Here is a 15,919-nt window from a genome sequence, read left to right as displayed (position 1 = left end):
GCAGACTTTCTGCGTTGCCATTGCCGTCCATTCGTTGCCGCAAAGCGGTTTTGCACCGGCGCAGAGCACCCCGGTGCCATTCGAATCGGCGTCTTGTCTTTTTTCGGTACAACATGGTTCAAATACTGATGCAGAAAGTCCACACGTTAACCGATAATTAACGATAGGTCTTGCCGCCGGCGCGGCGACTTGGTTTGATCACGTCCATGAGCACAACCCTGATCGAGGTCCGGCCGGCCAAAGCCGCAGATGCAACTGCGGTGGCGTCCACCCATGACGAAGCCTGGCGCTCCGCCTATCAGGGCATCATTCCCGGCGCCGAACTGGAGAAGCTGATCAACCGCCGCGGTCCGCAATGGTGGGACAGTGCGATCCGCAAGGGCAGCCGCGTCAGCGTGCTGGTGTTCGGCGACAAGATCGCAGGCTACGCCAATTACGGCCGCAACCGCGCCCGCAGCCTGCATTTCGACGGCGAGGTCTACGAGCTCTATCTGCGTCCCGAATTCCAGGGCCTGGGCTTTGGTCGCCGCCTATTCACCGCGGCCCGCCGCGACCTGATGCAGAGCGGCCTGAAGAGCATGGTGGTGTGGGCGCTCTCGGACAACGATCCGGCCACCGAGTTCTACCGCGCCCTGGGCGGCCGCATGGTGGCGCGCTCCTCGGAGCGTTTCGGGCCGAAGTCGCTCGACAAGGTTGCCTTCGCTTGGACCAATTGAGCTGCTGAAGTCCCGCCGGCAGCGCTTTCCTTCCGTCGATACCGCTGTCTTGAGCCGGTGATCGCCGGATTCATTATTTCCCAAAAACGCGATGGATCGGCGGGCCAAGCCCGCGTATGACAGCGCCAAAATCGCTGCCGGGTGCGATTTAACCTCGGCAACAACGGAGCCTTGAATGCGTATCGATGCGGTCTCGATCGGGAAAAACGTACCCAACGACGTCAACGTCATCATCGAAGTCCCCGTGGGCGGCGAACCGATCAAATACGAGATGGACAAGGAAGCCGGCACGCTGGTGGTCGACCGCTTCCTCTACACTCCGATGCGTTACCCCGGAAACTACGGCTTCATCCCGCACACGCTGTCCGATGACGGCGATCCCTGCGACGTCCTCATCATCAACACCCGCGCCATCATCCCCGGCGCGGTCATGAGCGTGCGTCCGGTCGGCGTGCTGTTCATGGAAGACGAGGCCGGCGGCGACGAGAAGATTTTGGCGGTGCCCTCGTCCAAGCTCACCCAGCGCTATGACAAGGTGAAGTCGTATTCCGACCTGCCGGATATCACGCTCCAGCAGATCCAGCACTTCTTCGAACACTACAAGGATCTCGAACCCGGCAAGTGGGTGAAGATCCTGCGCTGGGGCGGCCCGGAGGATGCGCACAAGCTGATCCTCGAAGGCATCGATCGCGAGAAGAAGAAGAACGCCTGAGCTCTGCTCCCTCGCCCCGCAAGCGGGGCGAGGTGAACTACACCGCCGGTTTCGGCAGCCCTGCGATCGCGCAGGCCGCGCGCAAGGTGTTCACGAGCAGGCACGCGACCGTCATCTGACCGACGCCGCCCGGCACCGGCGTGATGGCGCCAGCCACGGCGAGCGCTTCCTGATAGGCAACATCGCCAACGAGACGCGTTTTGCCGTCGTCCTTCGGGATCCGGTTGATGCCGACGTCGATCACGGTCGCCCCCGGCTTCAGCCAGTCGCCGCGCACCATCTCGGACTTTCCGACCGCGGCGTAGACGAGGTCTGCGCGCCTCACGAGCCCGGGCAGGTCACGCGAGCGCGAATGCGCGATGGTCACCGTGGCGTTCTCGTTCAGCAACAGCTGCACCAGCGGGCGGCCGACGAGGTTGGAGCGGCCGATGACGATGGCGTTCATGCCTTCGAGCGAGGCATGCACGCTCTTGGTCAAAATGATGCAGCCGAGCGGCGTGCAGGGCGACAGCGCCTCGAAGCCGCCGGCGAGGCGGCCGGCATTGTTCGGATGCAGCCCATCGACATCCTTAGCGGGATCAATGGCATTGACGACGGCCTCGGTGTTGAGGCCCTTGGGCAGCGGCAATTGCACCAGAATACCGTGCACGGCGGGATCGCGGTTAAGTTTTGCGACGAGCGCCAGGAGATCTGCTTGCGAGACGTCGGCCGGCAGCTTGTGCTCGAACGAGGCCATACCGGCGGCCTGGGTCTGGGTGTGTTTCGAGCGCACATAGACCTCGCTGGCCGGGTCGCTTCCGACCAGAACGACCGCAAGGCCCGGTACCAGATTGTGCTCGCGCTTGACGCGTGCGACCTCGTCGGCGACGCGGGCGCGAAGTTCCGCGGCGATGACTTTTCCGTCGATGATCTTGGCGGTCATGTCAGTTCCCTCAGTCCGTCGATTTGGCTGATGCGAGCAGGCGCAGCGCTTCGCCGAGCCGCGCCGGATCGCCGTCGACCGCGATCTGCTTCAGCCGCGAGGTCGCTCCCGACAGGAGTTTGACGCTGGCCTTCGGCACGCCCAGCGATTTCGCCAGCAGCACCAGAACGGCCTTATTGGCCTCGCCGCCATCCGCGATAGCGCGCACACGCACCTTGAGCACGCTGCGGCCATCGGAGAGCTGCTCGATCCCGTCGATATCGTCGCGGCCGCCGCGCGGCGTCACCCGCAGCGCGATGCTGATACCTGCGGCCCCGTAACGCCAAGGTTCCTTGATGACAAGGTTCTTTGGCAACCCAGGGCGCTCCAGCCTGCTTAGATCACGTTCGGGTAGATGTAATACAGGATCACCCGCTCGATGAACATGATGAGCAGGATCAGGATGATCGGCGAGATGTCGAGGCCGCCGAGGCTGGGCAGGAAATTGCGAATCGGCGCCAGGACCGGCTCCGTGATCCGGTACAGGAACTCCGCCACTGCCGACACGAACTGGTTGCGGGTGTTCACGACGTTGAAGGCGATCAGCCAGGACAGGATCGCGGACGCGATCAGCAGCCAGACGTAGAGGTCGAGCACGATGATGACGATGTCGAGAACGGCACGCATGGCTTTTAAAAACTCTGGCTTCGGTCGGGATTGACGTCTTTTGCTAGATATCGGTTCCCCCCGGTCCAAACAAGGGAAGTCGGTGCCGGGATGGCTAAAACCGGGTTACAGCCGTCCTTGACTTGACCTTGGCGGGGACTTAAATGGCGCCCGGTTGTCGGCCGCATTGACCAGAGCGGCCTACAAAAGGGGCCATAGCTCAGCTGGGAGAGCGCGTCGTTCGCAATGACGAGGTCGGCGGTTCGATCCCGCCTGGCTCCACCAGCCTTCGCTCGCTTCGCGAGCTACGGCTCGGCAAGCCCGGACAGTCCCTCGTAGCGAAACGAGCGAAGGCTGCCGCGGCGTAGCCCGCAGGGCGAAGACGGACTGCCGACGAATCCTTCCTACTTCCCCGTAAACCTCGGCGGCCGCTTCTCCATGAAGCTCGCGACTCCCTCCCGGAAATCGCTGCCGTTCAGCGCTACCATCATGTCCCGATTGGCTTCGATCGTCGCCTCCGCCAGCGTCTGGAACGGCACCTCGTAGAGCTGCCGCTTGATCACGGCCATCGCGCTCGGCGAGACGAAATCGGCGAGGTCGCGCGCATAGGCGTAAGTCTCCTCGCGCAGCTTCTCGGGCGAGCAGAGCCGGTTCACCAGCCCGATCCGCAGCGCCTCGTCACTCGAAACACGGCGTGCCGAGAGCAACAGATCCATCGCATTGGCGTGGCCGACGATTCGCGGCAGCATCCAGCTGATGCCGTGCTCGGCGATCAGGCCGCGCCGCGCGAAGGCGGTGGTGAACACGGTGTTGTCGGCGGCAAAGCGCAGGTCGCAATAGAGCGCGTGGACGAGGCCGATGCCGGCGGTTGCGCCGTTGAGCATGGCGATGACAGGCTTTCCGATCGACGGGTAGAAGCCATAGCGCGTCTGCCAGTCGGGCCGCCGGTTCATGTCGAAGGGCGGCAGGTTCGACGCGCGCCTGACATCATCGGGGTCGAGCCCCTTCAGCGCGTCCATGTCGGCACCGGCGCAGAAAGCGCGGCCCGCGCCGGTGATGACGATGACGCGGACGTTGTCATCGGCGCTCGATGCTTCCATCGCATGGCGCACGTCGCGCTCCATGATGGGCGTCCACGCATTCATGCGGTCGGGACGGTTGAGCGTGATGGTCGCGACCTTGTCGCTGACCTCATAGAGAATGTGTTCGTAGCCCATGGCGCTCTCCCTTTGTTTGCCGGCGCAGTTACGCGCGCGCACGTTGGCAACGAGCCTACCATACAAGGGGATGAGAAGAGCTTGTGCTAAGGCGCGATCACTCGGCCGCCTGCGCCAGCAACGGCCGGCGCGTCAGCCAGCCGTCGACGAAATGATCGAGCCAGGCGCGTTCCGCGGCATCGTAGATCGCACGGTCCGCGAAATGATGATGCCGCTGTCGCGCGCCGGGCGCGCTGAGACCGTCATAGCCCCGGGTGGTCCAGCGATGCATCATCGCGTAGGTCACGTCGGGATGGAACTGCACGCCGAAAGCGTTGCCGGTGCGGAATGCCTGCACCGGAAAATCATCGCCTTCGGCAAGCAGTTCAGCGCCAACCGGCAACTCGAAGCCTTCGCGATGCCAATGATAGACCCGCGCCGGCCAATTCGGGCAGAGCCCGTGTCCCGCTGCTGTCGGGCGAATCGGATAGTAGCCGATCTGGGTCAGCGCGTCGGCATGCGGCGCGACGCGGGCCCCCAACTGCTTCGCCAGCATCTGCGCGCCGAGGCAGATGCCGAGGAACGGCCGCTGTTCGCGGAGCGGAATTTCGATCCAGTCGATCTCGCGGCGGATGTAGTCGTCGGGATCGTTCGCGCTCATGGGACCGCCGAAGACCACAGCGCCGGCATGCTGGTCGAGGGTCTCGGGCAGCGGATCGCCGAACCGGGGACGGCGGATGTCGAGACGATGGCCGAGCGCGCGCAGCGCATTACCGACGCGGCCAGGCGTTGAGGATTCCTGATGCAGGATGATCAGAACCGGCAACCGGGTTTCGGAGGCGGCGACGTCCGGCGTCCTTCTGGGGAAGGGCACCACTTCTGCGCCACCAAACCTGTTCGTCCGGAACGACATGGTCTCTGCGAGTGCTATCGGTTCAGACCGCCAGCATAACTAAGCGATCGTTAATTTCGTGTGAGTTTGCGCACACACCCACCCGATAGAAAGCAAGCTCCGGGCCATGACCGACCGAGAGCTCGCTTTAGTGTCTTTGCCTCTGAAACCAGCTGGTGGCAGACAGAATGAAGCCGCGCGGGAAGAAGCGCAGCGCGAATGGCACGATCTTGATGCCCAGACCGGGGAGCACTGCCCGCTTGTTGGCCATCAGGCCGCGATAGGCCTGCCGTGCGACCTCGGCGGCAGGAACATTGAGAAGGGCCGTATCATGTCCGGAGCCAACGCGGGCGCGGGCCTGGAATTCGGTGGGCACCGGGCCCGGGCAAAGGACGGTGACGCGAACGCCGCGCGGTGCAAGCTCCGCCCGCAAGGCCTCGGTGAAGGAAATGACATAAGCCTTGGACGCGTAATAGACGGCCATGCCGGGGCCGGGCAGAAAGCCGGCGACCGACCCGACGTTGAGAAGACCGCCCTTGTTCCTGATCAGCTGATCGGCAAAGCGAAGCGACAGATCCGTCAGAGCCCGGACATTGACGTCCACGATGCCGACCTGCTCGACGCGGTCGCGCTCAACTGCGTCACCGAATACGCCAAAGCCGGCATTGTTGACGAGATTGTCGAGCTCGACGCCTTCGGCAGCGAGTGCGGCGGCGATCTTCTCGCCGGCATCCGCGTCCTGGAGATCGCAGGCGATCACGATCGGCTTCTTGCCGCCGTTGGCGGCGAGCTCGTTCGCGAGCGCCTCGAGCCGGTCCGCGCGTCGCGCCGTCAGCGCAAGACGGTGTCCGTTCGCGGCGAACACACGCGCCAGCTCCGTGCCGATGCCCGCCGAGGCACCGGTGATCAACGTTACCCGCTCAGTCACGATCGAGATCTCTTGAATTGAAGTTTTTGGCCCCGGAATGCTGGAACGAGAGCATAGGCCGAGCGCGACAGGCAAGCGGCGCCGCCGCATAGCCACTTGAGCGGGAAACGGGGGAAGCAGGCAAACCACGGATTTACAGGAGAAATCCGGAACCCGGACAGCCCGAGGCTACATTAAAGTTTCGTCATGTGACCTGCACAACCGTCAATTGGCGGTGTTGGCACGGATCACCCACCGACCGCGTCGTCCTTGACCTGGCCGCCGGCACGATCTGCGACCGCGTGCTTCAGGTCGATCCGGTCGCGTTGCGAAATCCCGAGCAGGTCGGAAGCGCGCCAGACCACATTATCCTCGAACTCGGTAACCTGGCCGTCGGCGTAGACCAGCTCCCACATCATCTGGACGACGCGCTTGCGGCCCTCTTCGTCGAGCGAGCGCATCATGATGCTGGTGAAGTGATAGAGGTCGACCGCCTCGCCCTCGACCTCCGTCGCATCCGCGATCAGGCGATCCGCGGTGCCGCGATCGAGCCCGAAGTGGCTTTCGATCAGACTGTGCAACTTGCGCTGCTCGGCAGCAGTCGGCTGGCCGTCCAGCGAGATCACGTGAACGAGCAGCGCGGTCGCCGCCAGCCGGTAATCACTGTCACCGAATGCGCGGTCCTGGGCATGGGGAGCAACAATGTCGGCGATGAATTGGCGCAGGCCGTCGAGCATAAGGTCCTACCGAAATCGATGAAGCCGCGGAGCGCGACTGCTACCAGCATTATATGAGCAGGAAACCCAACCGGCGCAACGTGCGTCAGTTCCGCGCGCCGCATTACGTTTCGGCAATCTGGGAGCGTTGGTTTCTGGAGGGCGGCTAAATCGTCTCTCCGACGTCGTCCTCGCGAAGGGCCAGGACCCATTACCCCAGGGTGTAGTTTGGCGAAGACTGGTTGTGGTCCGGTACGCCGACCATCCGCAATCGATAGATTCCGCGGTATGGGTCCTGGCCTTCGCCAGGACGATGTGGGGGGCAACACCTCACGGTATCTCGTACACCACCATCTTGTCGGCGATGCCGCGCAGGGCGGCCTGCTTCTGGATCGGCCTGATTTCGCGCTGCTTGAGGACTTCGGCGACTGCCGGTGCATCGAGCACCGGGCCGGTGATGTGGATCTCCTGCGCGGTCGAGAGGCTCTGCACGCGAGCGGCGATGTTGACGGTCTGGCCGAAATAATCTTGCCGCTCGTTCAGCATCACCGCGAGGCACGGACCCTCGTGGATGCCGATCTTGACGATGAGATCGGCGGTGCCGCGCTTTTTGTTGAGCTCGTCCATCGCCGCGCGCATCCGCAAACCCGCCGCGATCGCATGCTCGGGACGGACGAAGGTCGCCATCACGGCGTCGCCAATGGTCTTCACCACCGCGCCTTTCTCCGACGAGATGATCTCGAGCAGTGCATGGAAATGCGCGCGCACGAGGTCGAAGGCGGCGAGATCGCCGACGCGCTCATAGAGTGCGGTCGATCCCTTCAGATCGGTGAACAGGAAGGTCAGCGAGGTGATCTGGAGCCGCTGGTCGAGACTGAGATTGTCCGCCTTGAACACGTCGCGAAACGTCTGGTTCGACAGCATCCGCTTGGCGGTCAGGAACGGCTTGCGCTTGCCGATGAGGTGATGGAGTGCCTCGGCCGCGATGAAGACCGACGGCAGCACGCGTACGCCGGCCTGGTTCTCCAGCGACAGCCGCAGCGGGCCCGGCCGCATGGTCGTGGTTCCCGTCGGCGCCTGCACCCTGTTGTACATGATGGCGAGCTGCTGACGGTCCTTGGTCGGCTCGCCCTGCACGTCGATGAAATGGGCCGCGTGAGTCACCGGTTCGAAGATGATGATGAAATCGTTCGGCAGTTGCAGCGACATGGTCGCCTTCTCGCCGGCCGGCAGCTCCATCGTATCCAGCGTCACCTCGTTGGCGAGCGTCGCGAACGATTCCTTGTTGAAGTCGACGCCGGAACTCCAGAACACCTGCTTGAAGTACTCCCACACCGGAAGCGTATCAGGATCATGCGCCGCAATGCGCCGGACACGTGAATTGACGGTGAAGGAGACTTCGACCTGATCATCGACGGAGGCCTTGTAGCCGCAGGCGCACAGCGCACAATGATAATCATCGGGCTTGAGCGCCTTCAGGGTCGAGTGCGCACCCAACACGCCGCCGCAGCCCGGGCACAGCACATTCCAACCCAGATCGAACAGGCCGAGCCGCGCCGAATGCAGGAATGCCGAGATCGCGTGCTCTTCATCGAGACCGTGCTGCTTCGCGAAATCGAGGGCATTGACGCGGTTGAGCTCGTGATCTTCGCCGTCCTCGATGAGGCGCGCGATCGCGTCGACCACTTTCGCATCGGCGGTCTGCTTCAGAACGGAAAACTGGGCCTGGATATCGCTCATGGCGCAACTCTATCTGGTGTGGATCACGCCGTCCGCCAGGCGAACGCCTGTCACCGACGCGTGATGCGGAACAGCGGCGAACGGTCCGGCTGGGTCGTGACGACGCCGAGCGGAATGACAGGGCTGGTATCGGCAAGCTCGACACGGAACGCACCGATCAGCCGGGCCAGCGCCAGCACGGATTCGGCTTGCGCGAATGGTGCGCCGACGCAGACGCGCGGACCCGCGCCAAAGGGCAGATAGGCAAACCGATCGGGTGCTTCCGTCGACATGAAGCGTTTTGGAATGAACGCGTTCGGCTGATCCCACAGCTTCTCGTGCCGGTGCAGCAGCCACGGCGCGATCATGATGATGTCGCCCTTGCCGATGGCGACGCCGGCCGCGTTGTCCTTCTCGCGCGCGGCCCGGGCGATCAGGAAGGCCGGCGGATAAAGCCGCATGGTCTCCTCGATCGCGGCGCGGGTGAACTTCTGGCGATCGATGTCGGCCATGCTGTCGAGATGTTCGCCTCGCGTCTCGGAGGCGATCTCCTCCTGCGTATCGGGATCGAGCGCGAGCAGATAGAGCGCCCAGAATAGCGCGGTCGCCGTGGTCTCGTGACCCGCGAGGATCATGGTTGCGACTTCGTCGACGAGTTGCTCGTCCGAAAAGCCTTTGCCGGTTTCGGGGTCCCGCGCCTCGTCCATGAGATCGAACAGATCGCGCGGCGGCGCACCGTCCTTCTTGCCCATCTCCCGCCGCTCGGCGATCAGTATCGCGACGAATTCAGTCCAGCGCTTGCGGAAACGGGCGCGGGCAAAATCCATCGGGCTCGGCCAGGACAGCGGCAGCACCATGTCGAGCAAGTACGGCCGTCCGAGCCGGGCTCCATACTCCATGACGAAGTTGCGCAAGGTCGGACCATGCCGGTCCATGCCGAACGAGAACATGGTGCGTCCGGCGATCTCCAACGTCATACGCTGCATGATCTCGCGCAGATCGACCGGCTCGCTCGTCCGTCCGTCGAGCTTCGCGATGGTCTCGTCGAGCACCGCCGTCATGTGCGGAACGAGATTTGCCGTCGCACGCGGCGTGAACGCCGGCGCGAGAGTGCGGCGCTGAAACGTCCACGAATGGCCCTCCGCAATCAGAAGACCGTCGCCGAGCACGGGACGAAGCATGCGGATGCCCGCCGGGGTACGCGAATAATTCTCGTAATTGCTGAGCAGGACATGCCGGATCGCATCCGGCTGGTTCAGGATGAAACTGTTGCGGAAGAAGAAGCGGCCCTCGATGACGTCTTCCTCGTAGGCGCGCTGGCCCCAGGTCGCGATCATGTTCCGCTTGATCACGGCTAGCCGGCCGAGGAACGACATGTCGTCGGGCGCACGCGGCGGGGTCGGAGGGACGATGGGCCGACGCACGCTGGCGATGTTCATGGCTCGCTCCCGCAGAGGTGACGCAGGCAATTAGCTAGTAAGTCAGCTCGGCAATCGCAATCCTGTTCTCGGAGGCAGGCCAGGCGCGTGCCACAATTCGTTCTTCGCCAAATTGGGCCACGATGTTACGCCCCACCTCGCCGGCCGGAAGGCGCAGTGTTGCTGTCGAATCTGTGGGCACACCCGATTTGACGTCCGCCGGCTCCTTGCCGTCGAGCAGCACCACATCCCGCGGCAGGCCGAAATAGCCGCGCGGACGCGACATGATCACCACAGCCCCGGCGTCCTTGTCCGCGGGCCCGAGCGGACGCGCGGCGCGCAGATGCACGACGTCCGACGAGCGCGGGAAGGGTGAGCGGTAGATATGCGTCGTCGGCGCATCCGGCGATGCGACGACGAATTCGAGCGACCAGGAAGGCTCGACCTGCGCCGGTCCCCAGCGGCCGTCGGCACCGGTCTTCGCACTGTGGACGGCGTTGCCCTTGCGCTCACCGGTTTCAGGATCGACCCGAAACACGTCGACGGTTGCGCCGGCCACCGGCCGGTTGGTCGACACGCCGCCGGGCGCGCCGGTAACAAGCCCACTCAGCTTCACGCTCTGCTCCGGGACAATCGCGATTCGCGCGGGCTCGCGGGCGGCGATGAATTTGTAGATCTCGCGGAAGGCCCGGGGGTGGAACGCCACCTCGCGATGATCGAGCGCGCCGAGCACGAGGTTGGCCGCCCCCTTCAACTCCGGACCTTCGACGTTGACGCCGGTCGGCGTGCCGGGCTTGCCGATGAAACGGCCATCGGCCTGCGCGTATTTGTCCATGCCGTCGCTGCGCAAGGTGAGGAAGGCAACACCCGGTGTCACCTCGCTCTCGCCCTCGTTCAAGCCGCGCAGGAACGCGCCGCGGCCGTTGAACTCGCTGTTGAGCTGGTCGTCGGTCGCGAACACGCCGTGATTGGGCGTGCCGCACAGCACGGCATGGCTGACACCGCCGGGGCCGCCGTTCTTGATGACGTTGCGGATGGCATAGCCGCCGCGCGAGCTGCCGACCAGCGCCACGCGGGACCCACCCGTGCGACGCTTCAAATCGGCTATGGCGGCGGCGAGCTCGCGGCGCTGGTCCTCGGTCGAGGAGCGACCCGCCTGCTCGACCTTGTCGTCACTTCGTGCATTGGGATCGGTGAAATTGATCGCCATCATGCGGTCGCGCGCGATGCCGTTGGATTCCATCCGCCACAAGGTCGTCATCCAGAGCGCGTCGTATTCGCCATTGCCGTGGACGAACAGGATCGGCGGCACCTCGCTCGGCGCAGCGGGCGCGGGTTGAGCCAACGCGCCCGTCCGCAAGCTCGCAATTGCGAAGGGCAAGCTGCCGGCCCCTAGCATGATCATTCGTCGTGACAGCTTCATCTGTTCCTCCGCCGCAAAACCATCTCTGTGCACCGCTTATACCGGCCTAACCACTGGACAGCGAAGGACTTTCGCAGGCATCACTGAACTTGCCGGAATCGCCCAAAGACCACTCCAAGACGACTTCAAGACTACTTCTGCCAGCCCATCTGGAAGGGGATATGACCGAGCAGACGAACCGCCAGAAAATTGCGACCGACGGCATCATGGCGCCGCTGCGGTACACCGTGTTCCGGCGCATCTGGCTCGCCAGCCTCCTCTCCAATCTCGGCCTACTGATCCAGGGCGTGGGCGCCGCCTGGGCGATGACGCAGATGGCGGCCTCGGCGGACAAGGTGGCGCTGGTGCAGACCGCTTTGATGCTGCCGATCATGCTGATCTCGATGCCGGCCGGCGCCATCGCCGACATGTATGATCGCCGCGTCGTCACCCTGATCGCGCTCATGATCGCGCTGACTGGCGCGACCGCGCTCACGGTCCTGGCCTGGTTCAACTACATTTCTCCGGAAACGCTGCTCGCGTTCTGCTTCGTGGTCGGCAGCGGCAACGCGCTGTTCGGCCCGGCCTGGCAATCCTCGGTCAGCGAGCAGGTGCCGCCCGATGCCCTGCCGTCGGCCGTCGCGCTGAACGGCATCAGCTACAACATCGCGCGCAGCTTCGGTCCGGCGGTCGGCGGTGTCATCGTCGCCGCGCTCGGTGCGGTGGCGGCGTTTGCGTGTAACGCGATCCTCTATTTGCCGTTGCTGGTGGTGCTGCTGCTCTGGCGGCGCAACACCGAGCCCTCGCGGCTGCCGCGGGAGAAGCTCAACCGCGCCATGGTGTCGGGCTTCCGCTACATCACCAATTCGCCGCCGATCAAGATCGTGCTGTTGCGCACGCTGGTGATGGGCCTGATCGGCGGCGCCATCATGGCGCTGATGCCGCTGGTCGCGCGCGATCTGCTGCATGGCGGCGCGCAGACCTACGGTATCATGCTCGGCGCCTTCGGGATGGGGGCCGTGGTCGGTGCGCTCAACATCCACGAGTTACGCAAGCGCATGAGCGGCGAAGCCGCGATCCGCGCCTGCACCATTTCGATGGCGTTTGCGATGGCTGCGCTCGCCGTGAGCACCGAGCCGGTGCTGACCGCGGCTGCCCTGGTGCTCGCCGGCGCGGTCTGGATGGCCGCCGTCGCACTGTTTAATATCGGCGTGCAGCTCTCGGCGCCGCGCTGGGTCGCCGGCCGCTCGCTCGCGGCGTTCCAGGCCTCGATTTCGGGCGGCATCGCGGTCGGCGCCTGGGGCTGGGGCCATCTCACCGACTATGCCGGCGTCGAGGTCGCGCTGCTGACGGCTGCCGGCCTGATGCTGATCTCGCCGGTGCTGGGGATCTGGCTCACGATGCCGCGCGTCGGCGCCCGTAACGAAGACGCCGATTTGCTAGCGGATCCGGAAGTCAAACTGTCGCTCACGGCACGCAGCGGGCCGCTGGTGGTCGAGATCGAATACCGCGTCGCCCAAGACAACGCCCGCGCCTTTCACAACGTGATGCAGGACGTGCAGCTCTCTCGTCAGCGCAACGGTGCTTACGGCTGGTCGATCGCGCGCGACATCGCCGATCCCGAATTGTGGACCGAGCGTTACCACTGTCCGACCTGGCTCGACTATCTACGCCAGCGCAACCGCTCGACCCAGTCCGAACGCGCTCTGCATCAGGAGGCGATCGATTTCCACATCGGCCCCGATCCGGTGCGGATCCGCCGCATGCTCGAGCGTCCGTTCGGCTCGGTGCGCTGGAAAGAGGAGACGCCGGACCAGGCAGCAAGTGAGGTGCTGCCCGTGGTCGCCACTGCGGCGGGAAGCAGCACGTAGGGTTTCGCGAGTCCGTAGCGACGTCTTACTGCCCGTGATCCGTCAGCACCTTCTCGCAGCCTTTGGTGAGCCGCGTACGGTTTTGCTTGAGGCAGGCGAGCACAACCTGATCGCCATTGTTCATCACCGGGCGGCAGAAGCGCGTCACATCGCGCGCACAGGCGTCGTGACCGGGCTGCTGCGCGGACGCAGCCGATGCAAACAGGATCAATGGAATGATGAAAAGAAATCTGGTCATCGCGTAATGCCTCTTACCCGGAAGATGTGCGGGCGAAGCTAGAGCGACGATCCCGAAGCCGCAACGGCTTTATTGGCAGGCGGGCTTGCGCTGCCGCGTGGCCCCGGCTTGACGCCGGGGCACATCGCGAGGGGAGCTAACCGACGCAACGACGCTATCGTTACTGTTACTGAGCGTCCTGGGCGTCAGCGACCTTGCGTGACGCGCCGCCCTTGGCGAGGTCCTTGTCCATCACCGCACGGCAACCGGCGCTCAGATCCGAACGATGCTTCATCATGCACGCCGTGATCTTCGGGATGTTCGGGATTTCCGACGAGCACAGGCGGAAAGCGTCGCCGGTGCACTGCTGCTGGGCTTCGGACGAGAAGGCGAAGCTGGAGCCGGTCGAGGCGATCGAGAGGATGGCGGCAAAGCCCAGAGCCAGGCTGGTGTCGCGGATCTTGCTACTCAAGGACTTGGTGTTCAGAGACTTGGTGTTCAGCGAGTTGGTCATTTGAAGCTCCCATTGGCACCGCTGGAAGCGGGCCCGTTGTTGATGGGATCGACCATGCTCCAGCAAAACAGTTTCCACTGTGATGACGGTCACGGGAGGCCCACCCTCTGTGACTATGGTCACGTTGGCGCACCTCGCTGAAATTCCTTCATATCCGCTGTCGTGTTGGTGTCACGTTAACTGTTCCTTCGCATTAATGGCTCGTCGAGCGGGAAATTCCGCCGGTTTGGTTGCGTAATTGGAAAGAATGGCGATGCGTAATGCGTTGGGCCTGATGCTGGCCAGTGTAGTTGCGGCGGTCGTGATTGCCGCCGGCGGTTGGTTTTATTATTCCTCGCGCGCCGACCAGGCCGCTCCCAAGACGATTGCCGCCCGTGCCGCCGATCAATTGCCGGCACAGGCGAAGCTCGCCGCCAAGGACGACGTCACGACCACGGCGGCGATTGCGGCCAAACCGGCGGCAGCCGCCCCGGCCGCCGCACCCGCGCCGATGCCGGTTCAGCAGAAATCGACCTGCGCCAATCCCAACGCGCTCGGCGTCTCCCGCGTGGTCGAGATCGACACCACCGGCGGTCCGGGCTTCGGCTTCGATCATTTCAAGCAGTTCGACTTCCTCACCGACAAGGAGGTCGTGCTGACGTTCGACGACGGTCCCTGGCCGGTCAACACGCCCGCCGTGCTGAAGGCGCTCGCGGATGAATGCACCAAGGGCCTGTTCTTCTCGGTCGGCAAGCATGCGACCTACCATCCGGAAATCCTTCGCCAGGTGCTGGCGCAGGGCCACACGGTCGGCACTCACACCTGGTCGCACGTCAACCTGAACGGCAAGAAGATGACCGAGCAGATGGCCAAGGACGAGGTCGAGAAGGGTGTTAGCGCCGTGAAATACGCGCTCGGCACCAACCCGGCACCGTTCTTCCGCTTCCCGCAGCTGCAGCACAATCCGGCGATCGTGAGCTATTTCGGCACCCGCAACGTCGCGATGTTCTCGACCGACATCGACTCCTTCGACTTCAGGAAGGGCGCGACGCCGGAGAAGATCATCGAGACCGTGATGACCAGGCTCGACAAGCTCGGCAAGGGCATCATCCTGATGCACGACTTCCAGAAGCATACCGGCGAAGCCATGCCTGCACTGCTCGCGCGGCTCAAGGCCGGCGGCTACAAGGTCGTGCAGATGAAGGCCAAGACGACGCTCGAGTCGCTGCCAGAATATGACGAGGCATTGCTGAAGGACCTGAAGGTGCCGACCTCGAGCGCACGTCCGATCGGGAGCGTGGTGCAGACGGTTTCGCAGTAGCGCGTCCAGTCCGATCCAAATCTCTTGCGTCATGGCCGGGCTTGTCCCGGCCATATGCTTTTTGAGAGCGAGCGCCTTACCAGTAGATGCCGTGACGATGCAGCTCGCTGATGATGCGGCCTTCGGTCCAGCTGCGCTTGTGCTTCGGCTTGTCTGCCTTGGCCGTCGTCTTCGCGGCGGGTTGGATCGTCGTCGCGGGCGCTGAGGTCGTCGTGGTGGTCGGTGCAGCGGCCGCCGCAGGCGCCGTAAGCGAAACCGCCGGCGGCCGATCGAGATATTTCGGAGCTTCGGCGGCTGGCGCTGCTTCGCTCACCTGCGTCGGCGCGGCAGCAAGCGCTGGCGCCGTTTGCTGAACCGAAGCCGGCTCGCTCACCGCGGACAGCGACAGGCTGCGCGGGCCTCCGGCCTGGGCAGAGGCAGAGACCAGCACCATAGCGGCCACCAGAATGATCTTGCGCATATGAAATCTCCCCGTGTTTGGCGTGAGCTGGACACTAGGGGAGCTGATCGCGAGTTTATGTGATCACGATCACTCAGACTGCCGTGCGATATTGAATCCTCCGACGGTGATGCCACGGCGATGCAATGCTGTGCTCGACCGGACTCATCTGCGCAGCGCGCGCATGGTGACCAAATGCGCCGGTCACAACGCCTGGCTTGCGGAGATCAAATGAGCTGTGAGCGACCCGAGACATAGGTGACAGTTCGTACCGGACACATGGGTTACACTTTCCGCTTTTGTTCTGCGGGAGGTGTAGATGCCGTGGAAAGC

At 63.9% G+C, this 15,919-nt stretch carries 17 protein-coding genes and 1 tRNA gene; 5 read left to right on the top strand and 13 right to left on the bottom strand.

The genetic code is table 11. The features are described 5' to 3' along the window. The first annotated feature begins 206 nt into the window (after nt 1–206). The gene (locus ABIB80_RS37670; RefSeq protein WP_007598725.1) at nt 207–716 is read left to right on the top strand and encodes a GNAT family N-acetyltransferase; all 510 of its coding nucleotides are present in this window, start codon (nt 207–209) and stop codon (nt 714–716) included. A gap of 175 nt (nt 717–891) precedes the next feature. After that, on the top strand, nt 892–1,428 hold the full coding sequence (ppa, locus tag ABIB80_RS37665) for an inorganic diphosphatase (protein ID WP_007598724.1): 537 nt from the start codon (nt 892–894) through the stop codon (nt 1,426–1,428). A 37-nt stretch (nt 1,429–1,465) separates the two neighbouring features. Here the strand turns inward: ppa and folD are convergent, their stop codons facing one another. From folD to ABIB80_RS37650, 3 genes are read right to left on the bottom strand one after another with little or no spacing between them, the layout of a single operon-like run. Then, on the bottom strand, nt 1,466–2,350 hold the full coding sequence (gene folD / locus ABIB80_RS37660) for a bifunctional methylenetetrahydrofolate dehydrogenase/methenyltetrahydrofolate cyclohydrolase FolD (RefSeq protein ID WP_007598723.1): 885 nt from the start codon (nt 2,348–2,350) through the stop codon (nt 1,466–1,468). Between the two features lie 10 nt (nt 2,351–2,360). Beyond that, nucleotides 2,361–2,705, bottom strand: a complete 345-nt coding sequence (locus tag ABIB80_RS37655; protein ID WP_007598722.1) for a DUF167 domain-containing protein — start codon at nt 2,703–2,705, stop codon at nt 2,361–2,363. A gap of 20 nt (nt 2,706–2,725) precedes the next feature. Then, nucleotides 2,726–3,016, bottom strand: coding sequence for a YggT family protein (locus ABIB80_RS37650; RefSeq protein ID WP_007598721.1), 291 nt, complete (start codon nt 3,014–3,016; stop codon nt 2,726–2,728). Nucleotides 3,017–3,204: 188 nt separating this feature from the next. Here ABIB80_RS37650 and ABIB80_RS37645 point away from each other — a divergent pair. Next, nucleotides 3,205–3,280: transfer RNA gene (locus ABIB80_RS37645), tRNA-Ala, on the top strand. A 119-nt stretch (nt 3,281–3,399) separates the two neighbouring features. On the opposite strand, the gene ABIB80_RS37640 is transcribed toward ABIB80_RS37645, so the two are convergent. The 7 genes from ABIB80_RS37640 to ABIB80_RS37610 all read right to left on the bottom strand — a co-directional run bounded on the left by ABIB80_RS37640 (nt 3,400) and on the right by ABIB80_RS37610 (nt 11,266). After that, nucleotides 3,400–4,212, bottom strand: coding sequence for an enoyl-CoA hydratase (locus ABIB80_RS37640; RefSeq protein ID WP_007598716.1), 813 nt, complete (start codon nt 4,210–4,212; stop codon nt 3,400–3,402). A gap of 97 nt (nt 4,213–4,309) precedes the next feature. After that, nucleotides 4,310–5,104 (bottom strand): glutamine amidotransferase, encoded by a 795-nt coding sequence (locus ABIB80_RS37635; RefSeq protein ID WP_007598714.1) that lies wholly within the window; start codon nt 5,102–5,104, stop codon nt 4,310–4,312. 127 nt (nt 5,105–5,231) lie between these two features. Further along, entirely contained in the window at nt 5,232–6,011 is a 780-nt protein-coding gene (locus ABIB80_RS37630; RefSeq protein ID WP_007598712.1) for an SDR family NAD(P)-dependent oxidoreductase, read from the bottom strand. A gap of 227 nt (nt 6,012–6,238) precedes the next feature. Next, complete coding sequence (locus tag ABIB80_RS37625; protein ID WP_007598711.1) at nt 6,239–6,727, bottom strand: tellurite resistance TerB family protein; 489 nt, start codon at nt 6,725–6,727, stop codon at nt 6,239–6,241. 309 nt (nt 6,728–7,036) lie between these two features. After that, entirely contained in the window at nt 7,037–8,446 is a 1,410-nt protein-coding gene (locus ABIB80_RS37620; protein ID WP_007598710.1) for an adenylate/guanylate cyclase domain-containing protein, read from the bottom strand. 50 nt (nt 8,447–8,496) lie between these two features. Beyond that, entirely contained in the window at nt 8,497–9,864 is a 1,368-nt protein-coding gene (locus ABIB80_RS37615; RefSeq protein ID WP_007598709.1) for a cytochrome P450, read from the bottom strand. Nucleotides 9,865–9,898: 34 nt separating this feature from the next. Further along, entirely contained in the window at nt 9,899–11,266 is a 1,368-nt protein-coding gene (locus tag ABIB80_RS37610) for a hydrolase (RefSeq protein ID WP_219681860.1), read from the bottom strand. A 161-nt stretch (nt 11,267–11,427) separates the two neighbouring features. Here ABIB80_RS37610 and ABIB80_RS37605 point away from each other — a divergent pair, with 161 nt between their 5' ends. Continuing rightward, nucleotides 11,428–13,116 carry an MFS transporter gene (locus ABIB80_RS37605; RefSeq protein WP_007598707.1) on the top strand — a complete coding sequence of 563 codons (1,689 nt, stop codon included), beginning with the start codon at nt 11,428–11,430 and terminating at the stop codon, nt 13,114–13,116. 25 nt (nt 13,117–13,141) lie between these two features. Here the strand turns inward: ABIB80_RS37605 and ABIB80_RS37600 are convergent, their stop codons facing one another. Continuing rightward, a complete protein-coding gene (locus ABIB80_RS37600; RefSeq protein ID WP_007598706.1) occupies nt 13,142–13,354 on the bottom strand; it encodes a hypothetical protein in 213 nt (70 codons plus the stop codon). A 166-nt stretch (nt 13,355–13,520) separates the two neighbouring features. Next, the gene (locus ABIB80_RS37595) at nt 13,521–13,847 is read right to left on the bottom strand and encodes a hypothetical protein (RefSeq protein ID WP_007598705.1); all 327 of its coding nucleotides are present in this window, start codon (nt 13,845–13,847) and stop codon (nt 13,521–13,523) included. Nucleotides 13,848–14,100: 253 nt separating this feature from the next. On the opposite strand from ABIB80_RS37595, the gene ABIB80_RS37590 reads away from it, so the two are divergent. Then, nucleotides 14,101–15,147 (top strand): polysaccharide deacetylase family protein, encoded by a 1,047-nt coding sequence (locus tag ABIB80_RS37590; protein WP_007598702.1) that lies wholly within the window; start codon nt 14,101–14,103, stop codon nt 15,145–15,147. 76 nt (nt 15,148–15,223) lie between these two features. Here ABIB80_RS37590 and ABIB80_RS37585 read toward each other — a convergent pair whose 3' ends face one another. Next, entirely contained in the window at nt 15,224–15,607 is a 384-nt protein-coding gene (locus tag ABIB80_RS37585; RefSeq protein ID WP_007598700.1) for a hypothetical protein, read from the bottom strand. Nucleotides 15,608–15,919: the final 312 nt, after the last annotated feature.

Source organism: Bradyrhizobium sp. i1.15.2 (genome assembly GCF_040548425.1).
Classification (GTDB): domain Bacteria; phylum Pseudomonadota; class Alphaproteobacteria; order Rhizobiales; family Xanthobacteraceae; genus Bradyrhizobium; species Bradyrhizobium canariense.
This window is presented reverse-complemented; position numbering and strand designations above follow the sequence as displayed.